At 63.1% G+C, this 16,484-nt stretch carries 15 protein-coding genes; 10 read left to right on the forward strand and 5 right to left on the reverse strand.

Annotated features, from left to right (window positions below):
- Positions 1-102: 102 nt before the first annotated feature.
- From CLU88_RS19445 to hisA, 10 genes are all read left to right on the forward strand, one after another.
- Positions 103-2,271, forward strand: coding sequence for a cytochrome c biogenesis protein ResB (locus CLU88_RS19445; RefSeq protein WP_099658009.1), 2,169 nt, complete (start codon positions 103-105; stop codon positions 2,269-2,271).
- Positions 2,268-3,605, forward strand: a complete 1,338-nt coding sequence (gene ccsB, locus CLU88_RS19450) for a c-type cytochrome biogenesis protein CcsB (protein ID WP_099658010.1) — start codon at positions 2,268-2,270, stop codon at positions 3,603-3,605. Before CLU88_RS19445 ends, ccsB begins: the two co-directional genes overlap by 4 nt.
- Positions 3,606-3,878: 273 nt before the next feature.
- Positions 3,879-4,877: a protein-methionine-sulfoxide reductase catalytic subunit MsrP gene (gene msrP, locus CLU88_RS19455; protein ID WP_099658011.1), complete on the forward strand. Its 999-nt coding sequence runs from the start codon at positions 3,879-3,881 to the stop codon at positions 4,875-4,877.
- A 1-nt stretch (position 4,878) separates the two neighbouring features.
- Entirely contained in the window at positions 4,879-5,535 is a 657-nt protein-coding gene (locus tag CLU88_RS19460) for a sulfite oxidase heme-binding subunit YedZ (protein ID WP_233205533.1), read from the forward strand.
- 197 nt (positions 5,536-5,732) lie between these two features.
- Positions 5,733-5,957: a CopG family transcriptional regulator gene (locus tag CLU88_RS19465; protein WP_099658013.1), complete on the forward strand. Its 225-nt coding sequence runs from the start codon at positions 5,733-5,735 to the stop codon at positions 5,955-5,957.
- Entirely contained in the window at positions 5,954-6,406 is a 453-nt protein-coding gene (locus tag CLU88_RS19470; RefSeq protein ID WP_099658014.1) for a PIN domain-containing protein, read from the forward strand. The genes CLU88_RS19465 and CLU88_RS19470 overlap by 4 nt, the downstream gene beginning before the upstream one ends.
- A 14-nt stretch (positions 6,407-6,420) precedes the next feature.
- Positions 6,421-7,545, forward strand: a complete 1,125-nt coding sequence (gene hisC, locus CLU88_RS19475; protein WP_099659020.1) for a histidinol-phosphate transaminase — start codon at positions 6,421-6,423, stop codon at positions 7,543-7,545.
- Entirely contained in the window at positions 7,542-8,177 is a 636-nt protein-coding gene (gene hisB / locus CLU88_RS19480) for an imidazoleglycerol-phosphate dehydratase HisB (RefSeq protein WP_099658015.1), read from the forward strand. Before hisC ends, hisB begins: the two co-directional genes overlap by 4 nt.
- A gap of 50 nt (positions 8,178-8,227) precedes the next feature.
- Complete coding sequence (gene hisH / locus CLU88_RS19485) at positions 8,228-8,896, forward strand: imidazole glycerol phosphate synthase subunit HisH (protein ID WP_099658016.1); 669 nt, start codon at positions 8,228-8,230, stop codon at positions 8,894-8,896.
- 56 nt (positions 8,897-8,952) lie between these two features.
- Entirely contained in the window at positions 8,953-9,696 is a 744-nt protein-coding gene (hisA, locus tag CLU88_RS19490) for a 1-(5-phosphoribosyl)-5-[(5-phosphoribosylamino)methylideneamino]imidazole-4-carboxamide isomerase (protein WP_099658017.1), read from the forward strand.
- Between the two features lie 151 nt (positions 9,697-9,847).
- Here the strand turns inward: hisA and CLU88_RS19495 are convergent, their stop codons facing one another.
- The 5 genes from CLU88_RS19495 to CLU88_RS19515 all read right to left on the reverse strand — a co-directional run bounded on the left by CLU88_RS19495 (position 9,848) and on the right by CLU88_RS19515 (position 16,472).
- Positions 9,848-11,029, reverse strand: coding sequence for a spherulation-specific family 4 protein (locus tag CLU88_RS19495; protein WP_099658018.1), 1,182 nt, complete (start codon positions 11,027-11,029; stop codon positions 9,848-9,850).
- Positions 11,030-11,159: 130 nt separating this feature from the next.
- Positions 11,160-12,533, reverse strand: a complete 1,374-nt coding sequence (gene pelG, locus CLU88_RS19500; RefSeq protein WP_099658019.1) for an exopolysaccharide Pel transporter PelG — start codon at positions 12,531-12,533, stop codon at positions 11,160-11,162.
- 1 nt (position 12,534) lies between these two features.
- Positions 12,535-14,097, reverse strand: coding sequence for a GT4 family glycosyltransferase PelF (gene pelF, locus CLU88_RS19505; protein ID WP_099658020.1), 1,563 nt, complete (start codon positions 14,095-14,097; stop codon positions 12,535-12,537).
- Positions 14,087-15,103: a hypothetical protein gene (locus CLU88_RS19510; RefSeq protein WP_099658021.1), complete on the reverse strand. Its 1,017-nt coding sequence runs from the start codon at positions 15,101-15,103 to the stop codon at positions 14,087-14,089. Before CLU88_RS19510 ends, pelF begins: the two co-directional genes overlap by 11 nt.
- Complete coding sequence (locus CLU88_RS19515) at positions 15,096-16,472, reverse strand: PelD GGDEF domain-containing protein (RefSeq protein WP_099658022.1); 1,377 nt, start codon at positions 16,470-16,472, stop codon at positions 15,096-15,098. Before CLU88_RS19515 ends, CLU88_RS19510 begins: the two co-directional genes overlap by 8 nt.
- Between the last annotated feature and the right edge of the window lie 12 nt (positions 16,473-16,484).

Below are 16,484 nucleotides of genomic sequence, written 5' to 3' on the forward strand. Positions count from 1 at the left end.
CCTACCGCCAATAACAACCCCAAAAAGGGCGGGTCCATCACACTGATGGCCCCGCCCTTTTTCTTTCGCCTCACCCCCTCCGCTTCTCGCTCCTTTATCTCCATGTCTGAAACCACCCAAGGCGTTCGCGTCCAGTCTGGCTCACGGGCCCTGCGCGCAGGGGTTGAGCTGCTGTCTTCCATGCGGTTTGCCATTGCGCTGTTGACGGTGATCTGCATCGCCTCGGTTATTGGCACCGTGCTCAAGCAGCACGAGCCTGCGGTGAACTACGTCAACCAGTTCGGGCCGTTCTGGGCCGAATTGTTTGGCGCCGTGCAGCTCAATGCGGTGTACAGCGCGTGGTGGTTTTTGCTGATCCTGGCCTTTTTGGTGGTCAGCACCTCGCTGTGCATCGCCCGAAACACCCCCAAGTTTTTGAGCGACATCAAAGCCTATAAAGAAAATATCCGCGAGCAGAGCCTGCGCGCCTTCCACCACAAGGCCGAAAGCCCCCTCGCGCAGACCACCGAAGCCGAAGCGCGGCGCATTGGCGGCATGCTGGCCAGCGGCGGCTGGAAGGTGCGACTGCAGCAGCGCGACACCGCTGCCGGCCCTGGCACGGGCTGGATGGTGGCGGCCAAGGCGGGGGCTGCCAACAAGATCGGCTACATCGCGGCGCACAGCGCCATCGTGCTGGTGTGCGTGGGCGGCTTGCTCGACGGTGACCTGATCGTGCGCGCCCAGATGCTGCTGGGCGGCAAAACGCCTTACGCAGGCGGTGGCTTGATTGCCGAGGTGAAGCCAGAACACCGCTTGTCTGAGCGCAACCCCACCTTCCGGGGCAACCTGCTGGTGGCCGAGGGCACGCAATCGAGCACCGCCATCCTGAACCAGTCGGACGGCGTGCTGCTGCAAGAGCTGCCTTTTGCGGTGGAGCTCAAGAAGTTCATCGTCGAGCACTATTCCACCGGCATGCCCAAGCTGTTTGCCAGCGAAATCATCATCCACGACAAGGCCACGGGCGAGAAGATTCCGGCCCGGGTGGAGGTGAACCACCCTGCCAGCTACAAAGGCATCGAGATCTACCAGTCGAGCTTTGACGACGGCGGCTCGCGCCTGAAGCTGCGCGCCGTGCCCATGGTGGCGGGAGCCAAGGCGTTTGATGTGGAAGGCGTGGTGGGCAGCTCCACCCAGCTCACCAACAACGGCGGCGGCCCGGGCAGCGACACCCTGACGCTGGAGTTCACGGCGCTGCGCACCATCAACGTCGAGAACTTTGCCGGTGGGGCAGAGAACCTCTCGGGCGCCGATGTGCGCAAGGTGGATTTGCGCGAATCGGTCGAATCGCGCCTGGGCGCGGCCAACAAGACCGTGACCAAGAAAGAGCTGCGCAATGTAGGCCCCAGCGTGAGCTACAAGCTGCGCGATGCCGCGGGCCAGGCCCGTGAATTCCACAACTACATGTTGCCCGTGGACACGGGCGATGGCACGCCGGTCTTCTTGCTGGGCGTGCGTGAAACACCGTCCGAGCCCTTCCGCTACCTGCGTGTGCCCGCAGACGACCAGGGCGGCATGGACGGCTTTGTGCGCATGCGGGCGGCGCTGGCCGACCCGGCGGCGCGTGAAAAAGCCGTGCGCCGCTACGTGGCCCAGGCCATCGAGCCCTCGCGCCGCGAGTTGGCAGAGCAACTGTCTCAATCCGCATCGCGCGCCCTGGCCGTGTTTGCTGGGGCGTTGCCAGCGGCGCAGGGCAAGCCTGCCGGTGGGTTGCAGGCCATTTCCGACTTCATGGAAGCCAACGTGCCCGAGGCCGAACGCTCGCGTGCGGGCGAGGTGCTGATCCGCATCCTCAACGGTTCATTGTTTGAGCTAGCGCAACTGACCCGCGAAAACGCCGGGCTGAAACCGTTGGAACAAGACGACCGCACACGGGGCTTCATGACGCAGGCGGTGCTGTCGCTCAGCGATGCGGTGATGTACCCCGCGCCGATCGCGTTTGAACTCAAAGACTTCACCCAGGTGCAGGCCAGCGTGTTCCAGGTGGCGCGTGCCCCCGGCAAGAACATTGTCTATCTGGGCTGCGCCTTGCTGATCCTGGGCGTTTTTGCCATGCTCTACATCCGTGAACGCCGCGTCTGGGTGTGGTTATCCCCCCAAGGCCAGGGCTCGCATGCTTTGATGGCGCTCTCCACCAACCGCAAAACGATGGACGGGGACAAGGAATTTGTCCAGCTCGCTCAAAAACTGATCGGGGCCCAGCCGCAGCCCCAGACCCCAGCAGGCCACGCATGAACACCGCTACGACCACCACCATCACCCTGAACGAGGGCTTTTTCACCCGCCGAAACTGGCTTGACTGGCTGTTTGCCGCCGTGGTCGCCATCGGGGGGCTGTATGCGTTTCAGCGCTACAGCGCCTACATGGACGTGTATGAAAAAGGCATCTTGATTGGCGCCGTGCCGTGCACCGTGTGGCTGGGCTGGTTCTGGCGGCCCCTGCGGGTGCTGATGCTGGCCGTGGCGGCAGTGGCCCTCATGGCGATTGGGCTGTACCAGCAGGACGGCGTGGGCAGCCTGGCGCGGGCGGATGCGGTGTTCGGGCTCAAGTACTTCCTCTCCAGCCAGTCTGCCATCTTGTGGATGAGCATGCTGTTCTTCATGAGCACGGCGTTTTACTGGGTGGGCATGTTCTCGCGGGGCGAGGGGCACACCATGGGCATGATCGGCTCGCGCATCGCGTGGGTGGCGGTGGCCATGGCCCTCATCGGCACGCTGGTGCGCTGGTACGAGAGCTACCTCATCGGCCCCGACATCGGCCACATCCCGGTCAGCAACCTCTACGAAGTGTTCGTGATGTTCTGCTGGATGACGGCGGCGTTTTACCTGTACTACGAAGAGCAGTACGAAACCCGCTCGCTGGGCGCCTTCGTCATGCTGGTGGTGAGCGCGGCGGTAGGCTTTTTGCTCTGGTACACCGTGGTGCGCGAGGCGCATGAAATCCAGCCCCTGGTGCCCGCCCTCAAAAGCTGGTGGATGAAGCTGCATGTGCCCGCCAACTTCATTGGCTACGGCACGTTTGCGTTGGCCGCCATGGTGGCCTTTGCCTACCTGATCAAACTGCAAGCCAGCGAGACCCGCTGGTATAAGCTGGCGCCGCTGTGGCTGCTGGGCGTGGTGCTGTGCTTTGAGCCTATCGTGTTTCGCCAGAACGCCACCGAAGGCGGCAGCAGCTACTGGATGGTGTATTTCGGCGTGTCTGCTCTGATCGTGGCGAGCATCTTGTTTGGCCGCAAACGCATTGCGGAGCGCCTGCCTACCTTTGAGGTGCTGGACGATGTCATGTACAAGTCCATCGCGGTGGGCTTTGCCTTCTTCACCATCGCCACCGTGCTGGGCGCCCTGTGGGCGGCCGAGGCCTGGGGCGGTTACTGGAGCTGGGACCCTAAGGAAACCTGGGCGCTGATCGTGTGGCTGAACTACGCGGCCTGGCTGCACATGCGCCTGATGAAGGGCCTGCGCGGCGCCATCTCTGCCTGGTGGGCGCTGGTGGGGCTGGTGGTCACTACCTTCGCCTTCCTGGGCGTGAACATGTTCTTGAGTGGGCTGCACAGCTACGGCACGTTGTAAGCCTTTGGGGTGGGGGCGCTGCCGATCCATTCCCACTCCCAAACCGTTCGGGCTGAGCCCGTCGAAGCCTCACACGGCGCTTCGATGGTCTCAGCCCGAATGCATTTTTGACGACCTCGTGGTGGGATGCAGGGCGTGAAAAGCGGGGCTTTCCCCTCCATCTGCAACTATTGCGTCCCCGGTGTAACCTGATTGGTCTGTAGTGCGAACTAACAGTCGCCAGTGTGCTCCTATGCACACCAGCCCTCAGTGCCCAATTACCGGAGACTTCCCATGCGGACACCGCCTCGCAACACGGGTTTTCAGTACCCGATTCCCAGCGAAATCACCCCCAAGGCCATCTATGAAGACCGCCGCCAGATGCTCAAGCTGATGGCGGGGGGCGCTGCCGGTGCCGCCATGGCAGCCTGGGCCAGTCGCGAGGCCATGGCCCAGCAGGTGCCACGCCCTGGCAAGCTGGCAGCGTTGCCCGGCGCCAAGTCGGCCGTCGCTGGGGCTGTGTCGATGGAGAAGCTCACCGACTACAAGGACGCGAGCACCTACAACAACTTCTACGAATTTGGCACCGACAAGGCCGACCCTGCGCGCAATGCGCACACCCTCAAAACTGCGCCGTGGACGGTGGAGGTGGAGGGGCTGGTCAAGAAGCCCGGCAAGTACGGCATTGAGGACCTGATCAAGCTCAGCGCGCAGGAAGAGCGCATCTACCGCCTGCGCTGTGTGGAGGGCTGGTCCATGGTGATCCCATGGGTGGGCTACTCGCTGGCCGAGCTGATCAAGCGCGTGGAGCCCATGGGCAACGCCAAGTACGTCGAGTTTGTGACCCTGGCCGACAAGGCCACCATGCCCTACGTAGGCTCGCGCGTGCTCGACTGGCCCTATGTGGAAGGCCTGCGCATGGACGAAGCCATGCACCCGCTGACCCTGCTGGCGTTTGGCATGTATGGCGAAGTGTTGCCCAACCAGAACGGCGCTCCGGTGCGTTTGGTGGTGCCATGGAAGTACGGCTTCAAGAGCGCCAAGAGCATCGTCAAGATCCGCTTTGTCGAGAAAGAGCCCGGCACCGCCTGGAACAAGGCGGCGCAGCAGGAATACGGCTTCTATTCCAACGTGAATCCCAATGTGGACCACCCCCGCTGGAGCCAGGCCACCGAGCGCCGCATTGGCGAGGACGGCCTGTTTGCCAAGAAACGCAAGACGCTGATGTTCAACGGCTACGAAGCCCAGGTCGGCCAGCTGTATGCGGGCATGGACCTCAAGAAGTTCTACTGACGTGCGGGCAGATACAAGCCGCCCTGCCAGCGCTACCAGCCTTGTGCGCGCGCAGGGCGACTGGCGCAAGGCTTTGCTGCACCCCGCCGCCAAGCCGCTGTTGTTCTGCGTAGCGCTGCTGCCTGCGGTGTGGCTTGTGGTGGCCGCAGCCACCAACCAGCTGGGTGCCAACCCGGCCGAAGCGCTGATCCGCTCTACCGGCGACTGGGCTCTGCGGGCGCTGTGCCTGGTGCTGGCCTTGACCCCGCTGCGCGTGGCGTTTGCCATGCCCGCGCTGGCGCGGTGGCGGCGCATGCTCGGCCTGTTTGCGTTCTTCTACGTCTGCTTGCATGTGCTCAGCTACAGCTGGCTCGATATGGGGCTGGACGTGCCAGACATCCTGGCCGATATCGCCAAGCGGCCCTTCATCCTGGTCGGCACGCTGGCATTTTTGGTGCTGTTGGCGCTGGCGGTCACCTCGTTTCAGCGGGCCATTCGGGCGCTGGGGGGCAAGCGTTGGCAGGCGCTGCACCGCTCGGTGTACGCAGCCGCATTGCTGGCGGTGCTGCATTTCTTTTGGATGCGCGCTGGCAAAAACAACTTTGCCGAAGTGGCTGTGTACGCCGCCATCATCGCGGCGCTGTTGGGCTGGCGGCTGTGGCGCAGGCTGAAGGGCTGACTCTGGTGGAGTCCCGTTACCCACTCCGCTGGTTTTGCTATATTTTTAGTAGCTTCTTGCGCTTATTGATAGTGCGCTAGAGGCCAATTTCTCCTCAATTTTCAGGGGTTGACGGCACCCCTCCCTTACGGCGAGTGCGCTGAGACAGGTGGCTACACGAACTTCGTGGTCCACGAAGTTCGTGTAAACTGGCCTCCATGAAAAACGTCACCATCACGATGGACGACACCGTGGCCGAGTGGGTGCGGGTAGAGGCGGCCAAGCGCGGCAGCAGCGTCTCTCGCCTCATGGGTGAATGGCTGGCCGAGAAGATGCGCCAGGAAGACGCTTACGCCCAGGCCATGCGCGAGGCCCTGGCGTTTGAGACCTGGGGCACCTCATCAGGCCCCTATGTGCCACGCGAAACCTTGTTTCAGCGATGAGCACCCCCCTCATTTTTGTCGACACCGAAGTGCTGCTCGCCAGCGTGGACGAGCGCGACCCCGAGCGCCAGGCGCGTGCGCGCGAATGGCTCACTTTTTGCTGGCAAACGCGCAGCGGGCGCATCAGCTCGCAGGTGCTCAACGAGTTGTACAACCAAGCCATCCAGCGTTTTTCCGGTCCCCACGTGCTGCAGCAGGTGCGTGCTCAGGTGCGCCGCCTGCGCGTGTGGCTGCCGCCGCACCTGGACGCCTACACCGTCGATGGCGCGTGGGACCTGCAAGACCGTTATGGCTTGGGCTACTGGGATGCCCTCATCGTCTCGTCAGCCCACCAGCAGGGCTGCCGCTACTTGCTGACCGAAGCATTGCCGCACGACCAGGTGCTGGACGCCGTGCGCGCCATCAACCCCTTTGTTTTGGCCCCCAACGAACTGGACACTGCCGAATGACCTCTGCTACCTCCATGCCCACTGACAGCACCGATACGCTCGCCAACGCCCTGAGCCGCATCCGCCCCGATGTGCGCGCCATGCACTCGTACGTGGTGCAGCCGTCCACCGGCATGCTCAAAATGGATGCGATGGAGAACCCCTTTGCCTTGCCCGAGGCCCTGCAGGCCGCGCTGGGCCAGCGGCTGGGCGCACTGGCGCTCAACCGTTACCCCGGTGCACGGCAGAACGACCTGAAAGCCGCGCTGGCTGCCTACGCAGGGGCTCCCACGGGATACGACGTGGTGCTGGGCAATGGCTCGGATGAGCTCATCACGCTGCTGGCCCTGGCCTGCGCGCAGCCCGGCACTGGCCACCGCGCCACCCTGCTGGCCCCCATGCCGGGGTTTGTGATGTACCCCATGAGTGCACAACTGCAGGGGCTCGACTTTGTGGGCGTGCCTTTGACGCCCGACTTTGAGCTCGACGAGCCCGCCATGCTGGCCGCCATTGCGCAGCACAAGCCCGCCATCACCTACATCGCCTACCCCAACAACCCCACCGCCACGCTGTGGGATGAGGGCGCGGTGCAACGCATCATCGACGCCGTGGGCGCACAAGGCGGCATCGTGGCGGTGGACGAGGCCTACCAGCCCTTTGCCAGCCGCACCTGGCTCACCCGCATGCAGGCAGAGCCCGCGCGCAATGCCCATGTGCTGCTGATGCGCACACTCAGCAAGTTTGGCCTGGCCGGGGTGCGCCTGGGCTACATGCTGGGGCAGCCCGCGCTGGTGGCCGAGATCGACAAGGTGCGCCCGCCCTACAACGTGAGCGTGCTCAATTGCGAAGCCGCCCTGTTTGCGCTGGAGCATGCCGATGTGTTTGCCGCCCAGGCGGCCGAGCTGCGTGCGCAGCGCACCGTGCTCATCGCGGCCTTGCGTGCCATGCCGGGCATCGAAAAGGTGTGGAACAGCGAGGCCAACATGGTGCTGGTGCGCGTGGCCGACGCGGGCAAGACCTACGAGGGCATGAAAACCCGTAAGGTCCTCATCAAGAACGTTTCTACAATGCACCCATTGCTGCACAACTGTTTGCGCCTGACCGTGGGCAACGCCCAGGACAACGCCACCATGCTGGCCGCACTCCAAGCCTCCTTATGACCTCCTCCGCACTCGTCACTTCCACCGCCACCGATTCCGCAGCCGACCGCATTGCCGAAGTCAGCCGCAACACCGCCGAGACGCGCATCACCGTGCGCATCAACCTCGACGGCACGGGCCAGTCCAAGCTGCACACGGGCATCGGGTTCTTTGACCACATGCTCGAGCAGATTGCTCGCCACGGCCTGATCGACCTAGACATCGACTGCGCGGGCGACTTGCACATCGACGGCCACCACACGGTGGAAGACGTGGGCATCACCCTGGGCCAGGCGTTTGCGCGGGCCGTGGGCGACAAGAAGGGCATCTCGCGCTATGGACATGCCTACGTGCCGCTGGACGAGGCATTGAGCCGCGTGGTGGTCGACTTCTCGGGCCGCCCCGGTTTGCACCTGCACATCCCCTTCACGGCGGGCAGCATTGGCGGCTTTGACACCCAGCTCACCTACGAATTCTTCCAGGGCTTCGTGAACCACGCGGGCGTGACGCTGCACATCGACAACCTCAAGGGCATCAACGCCCACCACCAGTGCGAGACGGTGTTCAAGGCTTTTGCCCGTGCGCTGCGCTCCGCGCTCACGCGCGATCCGCGCGCTGCAGGCACCATCCCGTCCACCAAGGGCAGTCTCTGATTTTTAAGCCAAAAAGGCCTCTAGCGCCCATCCAATAAGCGCTAACAGCTATGAATACAGAAGCAAAAACAGTCGCCGTGGTGGACTACGGCATGGGCAATCTGCGGTCGGTCTCGCAGGCCGTGCAGGCTGCGGCGCAAGGCACTGGCTGGACGGTGGTCGTCACCTCCAGCCCCGACGCCGTGCGCGCTGCCCAGCGCGTGGTGTTGCCAGGGCAGGGTGCCATGCCCGACTGCATGCGCGAGCTGCGCGAGTCGGGCCTGCAGGAATCCGTGCTGGAAGCCGCCGCGTCCAAGCCCTTGTTTGGCGTGTGCGTGGGCATGCAAATGCTGCTCAACCACAGTGCCGAGGGCGACACACCGGGCCTGGGCTTGATCCCTGGCGAAGTCATCAAGTTTGACCTGGCCGGCCGCACCCAGCCCGATGGCAGCCGCTTCAAGGTGCCGCAAATGGGCTGGAACCAGGTGCGCCAAGTGCCCCATGGTGGTGCTGTGCACCCGGTGTGGGCAGGTATTCCTGACAACAGCTACTTTTACTTTGTGCACAGCTTCTATGCGCGCCCGCACAGCGCGGCGCACTGTGCCGGAGAAGCAGACTACGGCGGAGTATTCGCCGCAGCCATTGCGCGCGATAATATTTTTGCCGCGCAATTTCACCCCGAGAAAAGCGCGGAACACGGCCTGGCCCTGTACCGCAACTTTTTGCACTGGAATCCCTGAATCCCTCAACCCGTTCGGGCCGAGTTTCACCTCGCCCTTTTCCTCCCGAACCCATCATGCTGCTCATCCCCGCCATCGATCTCAAAGACGGCCACTGCGTTCGCCTCAAGCAAGGCGATATGGATCAATCCACCACCTTTGGTGAAGACCCTGCGGCCATGGCCCGCAAGTGGGTGGATGCGGGCGCGCGCCGCCTGCACCTGGTGGACTTGAACGGCGCCTTTGCGGGTGTTCCGAAAAATTACAGCGCCATCAAGTCCATCCTCAAAGAGGTGGGCAGCGACATTCCCGTGCAGCTGGGTGGCGGTATCCGCGATCTGGACACCATTGAAAAGTACATCGATGGCGGCCTGCGTTACGTCATCATCGGCACCGCTGCGGTGAAGAACCCTGGTTTTTTGAAGGACGCTTGCAGCGCCTTTGGCGGCCACATCATCGTGGGCCTGGATGCCAAGGACGGCAAGGTGGCCACCGACGGTTGGAGCAAGCTCACCGGCCACGAAGTGGTGGACCTGGCCAAGAAGTTCGAAGACTGGGGCGTTGAGTCCATCATCTACACCGACATTGGCCGCGACGGCATGCTCTCGGGCATCAACGTCGACGCCACCGTCAAGCTGGCCCAATCGCTGAGCATCCCCGTGATCGCCTCAGGTGGCCTCTCCAACATGGCCGATATCGAGCAACTGTGCGCCGTCGAATCCGAAGGGGTGGAAGGCGTCATTTGCGGCCGTGCCATCTACAGCGGCGACCTGGACTTTGCCGCTGCGCAGGCGCGTGCGGACGAGCTGGGCGAGGGCTGATCTTCGGCAAGCTGCGGGTCTGCAGGGCCCGTGATGCCAGGCCATCAGGGCTTGGCCACTTCTGAATGCCCAAGGGCCTGAAGCGGGTGCGATACCGGTTCAGGCCCTTGGTGCGTTTGGGGGCTACTGTGACTTTCCGCTGCCGTGGGGCTCAGCAGCTGGGCAGTACCGTCCCGGCATTGACCGCTTGCACGGTGCCCACCAGTGCCCCCCAATAGCTGGGCAGGCTGGCCCAGGGGTTGCCTACCTGGGTGGTGGGGTTGTACTGCAGGTCGGTGGCATACACCAGACCATGGTTGTAGCGAGCCGTGGCTGCGGTTTGCACGGCGGTCTGCATGGCAGCGCAGGTGTCGGCGTTGTGCACCAGCGCTGCGTTGCGCGTGTTGGCCAAGGTGTACATCCACGGTGCGCTGGTGCGCGGGTCAAAGCCCTGGAAGGTGGTGGCCGTGCCCTCAAAGCTCACCAGCGCATCGGCCACCCCGGTGTAGGCAGAGGCAGCCGGAATGGCTCCAGGGTTGCCAATCACCCGCAGGTTGGCGTTGCGGGCTTTGATGTATTGGTAGATCTCGCGGTAGAACTCAACCTGGCCTGCTGTCGAGGCCATTTCATCCAGAAAAATGCCACTGACCACGGTGCTGCCGTACAGGTCAAAGTACCGGTCGATGTTGGTCTTGATGTCGGCCAGGCTGCGTGTGCCCGTGCCATAGCGGGTGTACACGTAGCCCACCACCTTGCCCCCGGCGTTGACCAGGTTGCGGGCGGCTTGCAGGGTTTGGCTGTCTGCCGCAGTGAACATGCCGTTGGATGGGTTCAGGATGGCGGTGATGGACACCGATGGCGCAGCGCTGGCCGAGGTCGCCAGTTGCGACCAGCCGGTGTTGGTGGAGGGGTGGAAGTAGGCGGGTACCAGCAGCTCCAGCGCGGCAGGTACGGGCCGCAGGTAAATCGTCTGGGTGCCTGTGCCAGTGGTGCCGTTCACTGTGGCGCTGGCTGTCAGGGCCTGGGGCCCTGGGGTGGTGCCTGTCAGGGTGCTGGACGCCGTGCCAGCGCGCGTTTGTGGGGCTACTGGTGCAAAGCTGCCACCCGGCAGGGACAAGGCAACCGCCGTGCCATCGCTGGCCGCTGTACTGTTGACCGTGACCTGTGCCTGCACCGCGATGGGCGCCTGTACCGAAAACACGCCACCGCTGGTGGTGGGGGTGGACACAGTGACCTGCACATTGCTGGCCACCGGGGTGTCACTGCCACCGCCTCCACCGCCGCAGGCGGTGGCCAGGGCTGCCGCAGACAACAGGGATGCAGTGCGAAAGAGTGCGTTCAGTGGGGCGTGCATGGCGGCTGTAGACGGTGTGTGACGTGAAAAAAAATGGTACTGCAATCGGGTCGCATCGCCGCGCGTATTTTTGTAAAGCACTTGTGGGCGAGATGCTGGGCTGGGAGTTGCACAGCTTCTGCTCGGGCTGTCACTGCAGCATGAAGGTCTCGTATTCCAGGCGGTTGAGTTGGCGCGTGAGCAGCACAATGCCCGTGCACAGCGTGATGAGCATGGACCCCGCAAACCCATAGCCATAGAACGCGGCGCCCAGGTTCAGCGTGACGGCGGTAAGACCGATGTTCAGCACCACCATCTCGGCACACAGCAGCAGCACAATGCGGCGCTGGTCCAGGTAGAAGAAGACATTCAAAATCGCCATCAAGCCCACCTGCAGCCCTGCGCCGATGACCTGCACGTGCAGTAGTGGCAAGTACAGACTGGAAATGCCCAGGGCATCCAGCACGGCGGGGCCGGCCACAAAGGTCACCAGCACGGCCAGGGTCTGGATTTTGGCAATCTCGCCCAGCCCCTGTTGTATGGCGTAGACCATTTCATCACGCATGGACTCGATGTATTCCAGCGATCCGCCGCTGCGCACCGCGTCATAGAACTTGTCGTAGAACTCGACGAAGTCGGTCTCGATGCGCACCAAGAACACCGCCATGCCAGGGATGATGGAGAGGTACGACAGGAACACCGGCAGGTCATAGATGAGCGAGGCGCGCAGCCCGCCGATGATGGGCTCCGATGTGGGCGTGAAGTACCAGAACATGAACTTGTCTGCCCAGATCGCCATGTTGTAGAGCAAGCCCACCAGCACCAGGGATGGGTACAGCAGTTTGCGTTCGGCAAAGTCAAACGCAATGAGCCGGCCTTTGGGACTGAACTCGCGCACCACCAGTACCCACATTCCTGCCAGCAGCACAAAGTTGCCCAGAACGAAGCCGCCGAGCAAGCCCTCCAGTCCCCAGGGGCGCATCAACAGCGCCGAGATGACGATGAGGGCATAGGCCCCGCCAAACAAGATGGTGATGGCCCGGTAGCGCTTCATGCCAGACAGCAAAATCGCCAGCACCCACACGCCGCACATGATGCAAAAGCCCGCCAACATGAGCATGCGGTACAGCAGCCGCTCGCCCGGAAACACGACAAACAAAGACAGGCTGCCCAGCACGGCGGCCACCCCTATCACCCCCAGCAGCAATCCGTGCAGGTTGGGCAGGATCGACTCGCGGTGTTTTTCAAAAAGCCGGTCCGACACAAAGCGGGTGAAGGCCAGTTGCACGAAGCCCGTCAAAATCAAACTGCAGGCCACCAGGTAGGTGACTGAGGTCTGGAATTGGGTCACCAGGTAGTTGGGTACCACCACGCTGGCGCTGAAGATACCCACCAGCAAGATGCCAATGATGGAAAACACCCACGGCCCGGAGCCAATCACCCCTGCATAGGCATAGGCTTGCAGCAGCCCCGTCAGGGTGTTTTTGCGCAGCATGCGGCGCAGTTCAAATCCAATGCCAGCCATGTCAGCAGGCCTCCTCGTTGTGGGGCGCGTTCAGTGCGGTCTCGCCCAGTGCCTTCTGGTAGACGTTGCGGTAGCTGCCAAACATCATGCTGTCGGTGTAATAGCGCTCTACGCGGACAATGGCGGCTTGGCTGGCTCTGTTCCATTCCGCCGGGTCCCGCAACAGCGCGATAGCGGCGTCTGCCAAAGCTTGGGGGTCGGCAATGCCGACAACGCTGCCGCTGGCGCCCAGGGCGCGGTCGGGTTCGTCCAGCCCCTCGATGAGTTGGCGGCACGAGCCCACATCGGTGGACACGGTAGGCACGCCGGCGGCATAGCCTTCCAGAATGACCAATGGAAGCGCTTCGCTGATGGAGGAGAGCACCACCAGCCCGATTTTGGGCATGAGGTCTTCGACCTTTTGAAAGCCCAGAAACTTCACGTGCTCTTCCAGCCCTAGGCTGCGCACCAGGTTTTGGCACTCCTGGGCATAGGCTTGGTCCTCGTCGGTGGGGCCTGCAATCCAGCCCTCTGCGTTGGGGAGCTGGTTCACCACACGGCGCATGGCACGGATAAAGGTTTTGACGTCCTTGATGGGCACCACCCGGCCAATGAGACACAGCACAGGTGGTACGTCTGCCGGGCGCTTGTCGCGCATGGGGGCAAAGCGCGCAAGTTGGATGCCATTGGGGATGTTGAAGGTGCGAGCCGCATCGGCCCCGTCTTGCACCTGGCGCAGTCGGTTGGTTTCGTACAGGGCAATGATGGGGTCGGCCGCTGCGTAGCAGTAGCGGCCCATCCATTCAAACAGCCGGATCCACATCTGGCGAAAGTACGAGAGTTCGGTGGGGTCGCGCTGAAAGACGTTGCGGTTGTCGCGAATCCACTCGCTTTTGAGCAAGTCAATCTGCCGCTCTTTGGTGTAGATGCCGTGCTCGGACAGCGCCAGTGGAATGCTGCGGGAGTCGTGCAGCAGCGCGCCCAAAAAGCCCGCGTAGCCGGTGGAGGCGCTGTGCAGCATCCGCACGGGGATGAGTTGCTCTGCCACGCGGGCCAGCGTCCACAGCGGCTGGAACATGATGCGCACCGTCCAGAAGTAGTCCACGAACGATGGGTCGGTGCAGTATTCGCGGTAGGTGTCTCGGATCAACTCCCAAGATCGTTCGCTGTACAGAAAATCGTCCAGCGGAAATTTGCCCCCTGGCGCCATCTCACGGGTCACGGCACGCAGCATGTGCAGCGTCTGCTCGGTGCCTGCCTGGCCCTCGCGCAGGGTGGTCACAATGCCCCGCAGCACCTCAAAGGTGGCGGGGTCTCCTTCACGTGCGCGCGGCAGGTGCTGGGCCGAGAGGTTGTCGTAGAGAAAGTGCTCCTCAAAGTGCACTACGTTGGCGGGCAGCTCGTATTTGAACTTGCTGTAGTCCGAGCGCTGGCTGCCCAGGAAAACGATGGCAAACCGGTACTCTGGAAACGCCCGGATGATCTGGTTGATCCAGCTGGAGACGCCTCCGCTCACGTACGGAAAGGTGCCTTCCAGCAGCAGTGCAATGTCCGCTTCCGTGGCCTTGGGGGGGTCATCGCGCACTCCAGTAGTCGATGACCGGGCGCAGGCGGGGCAGGGCGCTCCATTCGTCCAGTTGCTGCATCAGTTGCCGTGTCTTTTCAAAGTCGCGCTGCGCAAAGCTCAGTTCTGCCAGGTACGGCAGCACACGGGTGGCGGGCAGGCCCAATTGCTGGGCTTGGACATAGGCCTTTTCGGCATCATCCAATTGGCCCAGCGCATGCAGCAGCAATCCGCGCCGCAAGTGGTGTTGTGCTTGGTGGGGTTGCTGCGCCAGCACCTGTTCGCCATAGCGCAATGATTCGCGGATTGCGTATTCGCGCATGTCGCCTTGCGCCAGGTTTTGATAGACCAGTTCCCAGTACAGCGCAGAGAGTTTTTCTGCCGCTTGCAACCCTGTAGGCCCCAGCGGATTGGCGCCCTCTTCGGCTTGGGCTGTGCGCAAGGTGCTCAGCTCCTGGTCGATGGAGCGGCTGATGTTGCGCTCCAGTGCGTCGAGCATGCCGTAGGCCAGCAGCCGCAGGTCTTCGCTGGAGTCGTTGAGCACATTGCGCAGCAGCGGCGATGAAATGCGCCCGGACATGTGCTGCAGCGCGACCATGGCGCGCATGCGCGAGCGCACAGGCACCTCGCTGTTGCCCAGAACGGCCCGCAGACCTGTTTGGCGAAACCCGCTCTTCATGCGCTGGTGCAGGTCGAACTCCGGCAGATGGATGGATTCAAAATCCTCCTGCGGGCGGGCGGCCCGGTAAAACCGCAAGACCAGCGTGCCAATCAAAACACCCGCAAAGCCTGCAATGGGTACGGCGTAGCTGCACACGGCCATCAGCGCCAGCATGGGCAATCGGGGGCGCGACTGCTCAGCGGTGAGCAGTGGCAGGGTGAACAGCGCCAGCAGCACACAGGCCCCGGCATGGGCCAATAGGTAGCTGAGTAACGCCGCGTCGGAGTGGCCGTCGAGCAGCGTGGGGCCTGCCCAGGCGGTCAGCTCCATCAAGACGGCCCACAGCCCCCATTTGGTATTAAGCATGGGCCAACTGCTGGAGTTTGTTCAGCAAGGCTGAGGGCCCGCCGGAGTCGGCCAGCGGCAATTGGTGGGGGTAGATGCCCGCTTGCGCCAGTGTGGTGCCTTCCTTGCGGTCGATCCATTCCTCTAGCCGTGCAATGAACCCTTCGGCGGTGGATGCCTCGCCCAGCGGCATCAGAACCGCGAGGATGTGCCGCGTCTCCCCGGCAATCGCCCAGCTCTCGTCCATCAGGCGTTTGAGGCGCGAGAACTGCTGGGGTAAGTCTTTTGCCATGGCCGCCTGGTTGAACTCCAAGGCGACGACCATGCTGGGGACTTGGGTGCTTTGGTGCATGCGCCAAAGGCGTTGCAGCTCAAACGCAAACTCTGGCGGGCACTGGGGCACCTCCTGGATCAGCGGGGCTGCCAGGGCCTGGGTGGAGAGACCATCGGTGTAGTAACCCAGCAGAAGGTTGATGGTTTGCAGGCTTTCGTCTTGCAGCGAGAAAAAGGGCAAGTCATCGATCAGCAGTATGGCGTGCACATCGCCACCAATGTCCAGCAGCGGTGCTGCCACCAGATAGCGTGTGGACTCTTGGCGAACGGTGGCTTGCACCACATGGCACAGGGTTCGGGTTTCCAGGGCTTGGAGCAAGAGTGGGTCTTTGGCATCCAGCGCCACGGGCGAGCCAATGCTGGCAACGGCGGTGGTCTCCAGCGTATCGGCGCGCACCTGGTGCAGCGCGGCAGAGCTGATCTGGCAGTACTGCGCCAGCAGGCGCAACAGCGTTTGTGCGTCCTCGTGGGCATCGCCCAGCCCGCGCAGCGTCTTGAGGGCATCGCGCATGGACATGGGGCGGCCAATCAACTCCTGCTCCAGCCGGTCGTGTGACAGGCGCAGAAGGTAGTACTGGCGAATCAAATGCTCCAGTCGCTGGTCCAGGTAATGCTGCACCACCTCCGCACGGCGGGTGCGGGCCCGCCACAGGCTGGAGAACTCGCCCACCAGCATCACGGTGATGAGCCCACCCAGGAAAAAGATTTGGGGAAACTGCTCCATCTGCCCAAGGTTGAGAGCCATCCACGCCAACAGCAACACGGCTGCCGCCCCCAGGCCCGCCAGTGGCCCATAGCGCAACGCCACAATGATCGGCGCCAGCCACGACCAGTGGAAGTCGGCTTGCACCCCCAAGGGGTCTTGTGGGCTCACCACCCAGCCCAGTGCCACGGCAATGCAGGGCACGGCCAGGGACTCCAACGCCACCAGCAGCGGGCGGTCTCCCACGGCCGTCAATTTGCCCAAGGGGGCGCCTGCAAAGCCGGGCTTGCGCGCGGGCGATGGTGCGGTGTCTTCGGTGGCGGGCGCTTCGGGGGCGCGGGCGTTGGGTGGCATGCGGGCTCTGCG

It is taken from the genome of Acidovorax sp. 56 (assembly GCF_002749705.1).
Classification (GTDB): domain Bacteria; phylum Pseudomonadota; class Gammaproteobacteria; order Burkholderiales; family Burkholderiaceae_C; genus Acidovorax.

Excerpts from the sequence above, each read along its gene's own strand:
- CLU88_RS19445 (WP_099658009.1), top strand. The coding sequence starts at position 103 with ATGTCTGAAACCACCCAAGGCGTTCGCGTCCAGTCTGGCTCACGGGCC.
- ccsB (WP_099658010.1), top strand. The coding sequence starts at position 2,268 with ATGAACACCGCTACGACCACCACCATCACCCTGAACGAGGGCTTTTTC.
- msrP (WP_099658011.1), top strand. The coding sequence starts at position 3,879 with ATGCGGACACCGCCTCGCAACACGGGTTTTCAGTACCCGATTCCCAGC.
- CLU88_RS19465 (WP_099658013.1), top strand. The coding sequence starts at position 5,733 with ATGAAAAACGTCACCATCACGATGGACGACACCGTGGCCGAGTGGGTG.
- CLU88_RS19470 (WP_099658014.1), top strand. The coding sequence starts at position 5,954 with ATGAGCACCCCCCTCATTTTTGTCGACACCGAAGTGCTGCTCGCCAGC.
- hisC (WP_099659020.1), top strand. The coding sequence starts at position 6,421 with ATGCCCACTGACAGCACCGATACGCTCGCCAACGCCCTGAGCCGCATC.
- hisB (WP_099658015.1), top strand. The coding sequence starts at position 7,542 with ATGACCTCCTCCGCACTCGTCACTTCCACCGCCACCGATTCCGCAGCC.
- hisH (WP_099658016.1), top strand. The coding sequence starts at position 8,228 with ATGAATACAGAAGCAAAAACAGTCGCCGTGGTGGACTACGGCATGGGC.
- hisA (WP_099658017.1), top strand. The coding sequence starts at position 8,953 with ATGCTGCTCATCCCCGCCATCGATCTCAAAGACGGCCACTGCGTTCGC.
- CLU88_RS19495 (WP_099658018.1), bottom strand. The coding sequence starts at position 11,029 with ATGCACGCCCCACTGAACGCACTCTTTCGCACTGCATCCCTGTTGTCT.
- pelG (WP_099658019.1), bottom strand. The coding sequence starts at position 12,533 with ATGGCTGGCATTGGATTTGAACTGCGCCGCATGCTGCGCAAAAACACC.
- CLU88_RS19510 (WP_099658021.1), bottom strand. The coding sequence starts at position 15,103 with ATGCTTAATACCAAATGGGGGCTGTGGGCCGTCTTGATGGAGCTGACC.
- CLU88_RS19515 (WP_099658022.1), bottom strand. The coding sequence starts at position 16,472 with ATGCCACCCAACGCCCGCGCCCCCGAAGCGCCCGCCACCGAAGACACC.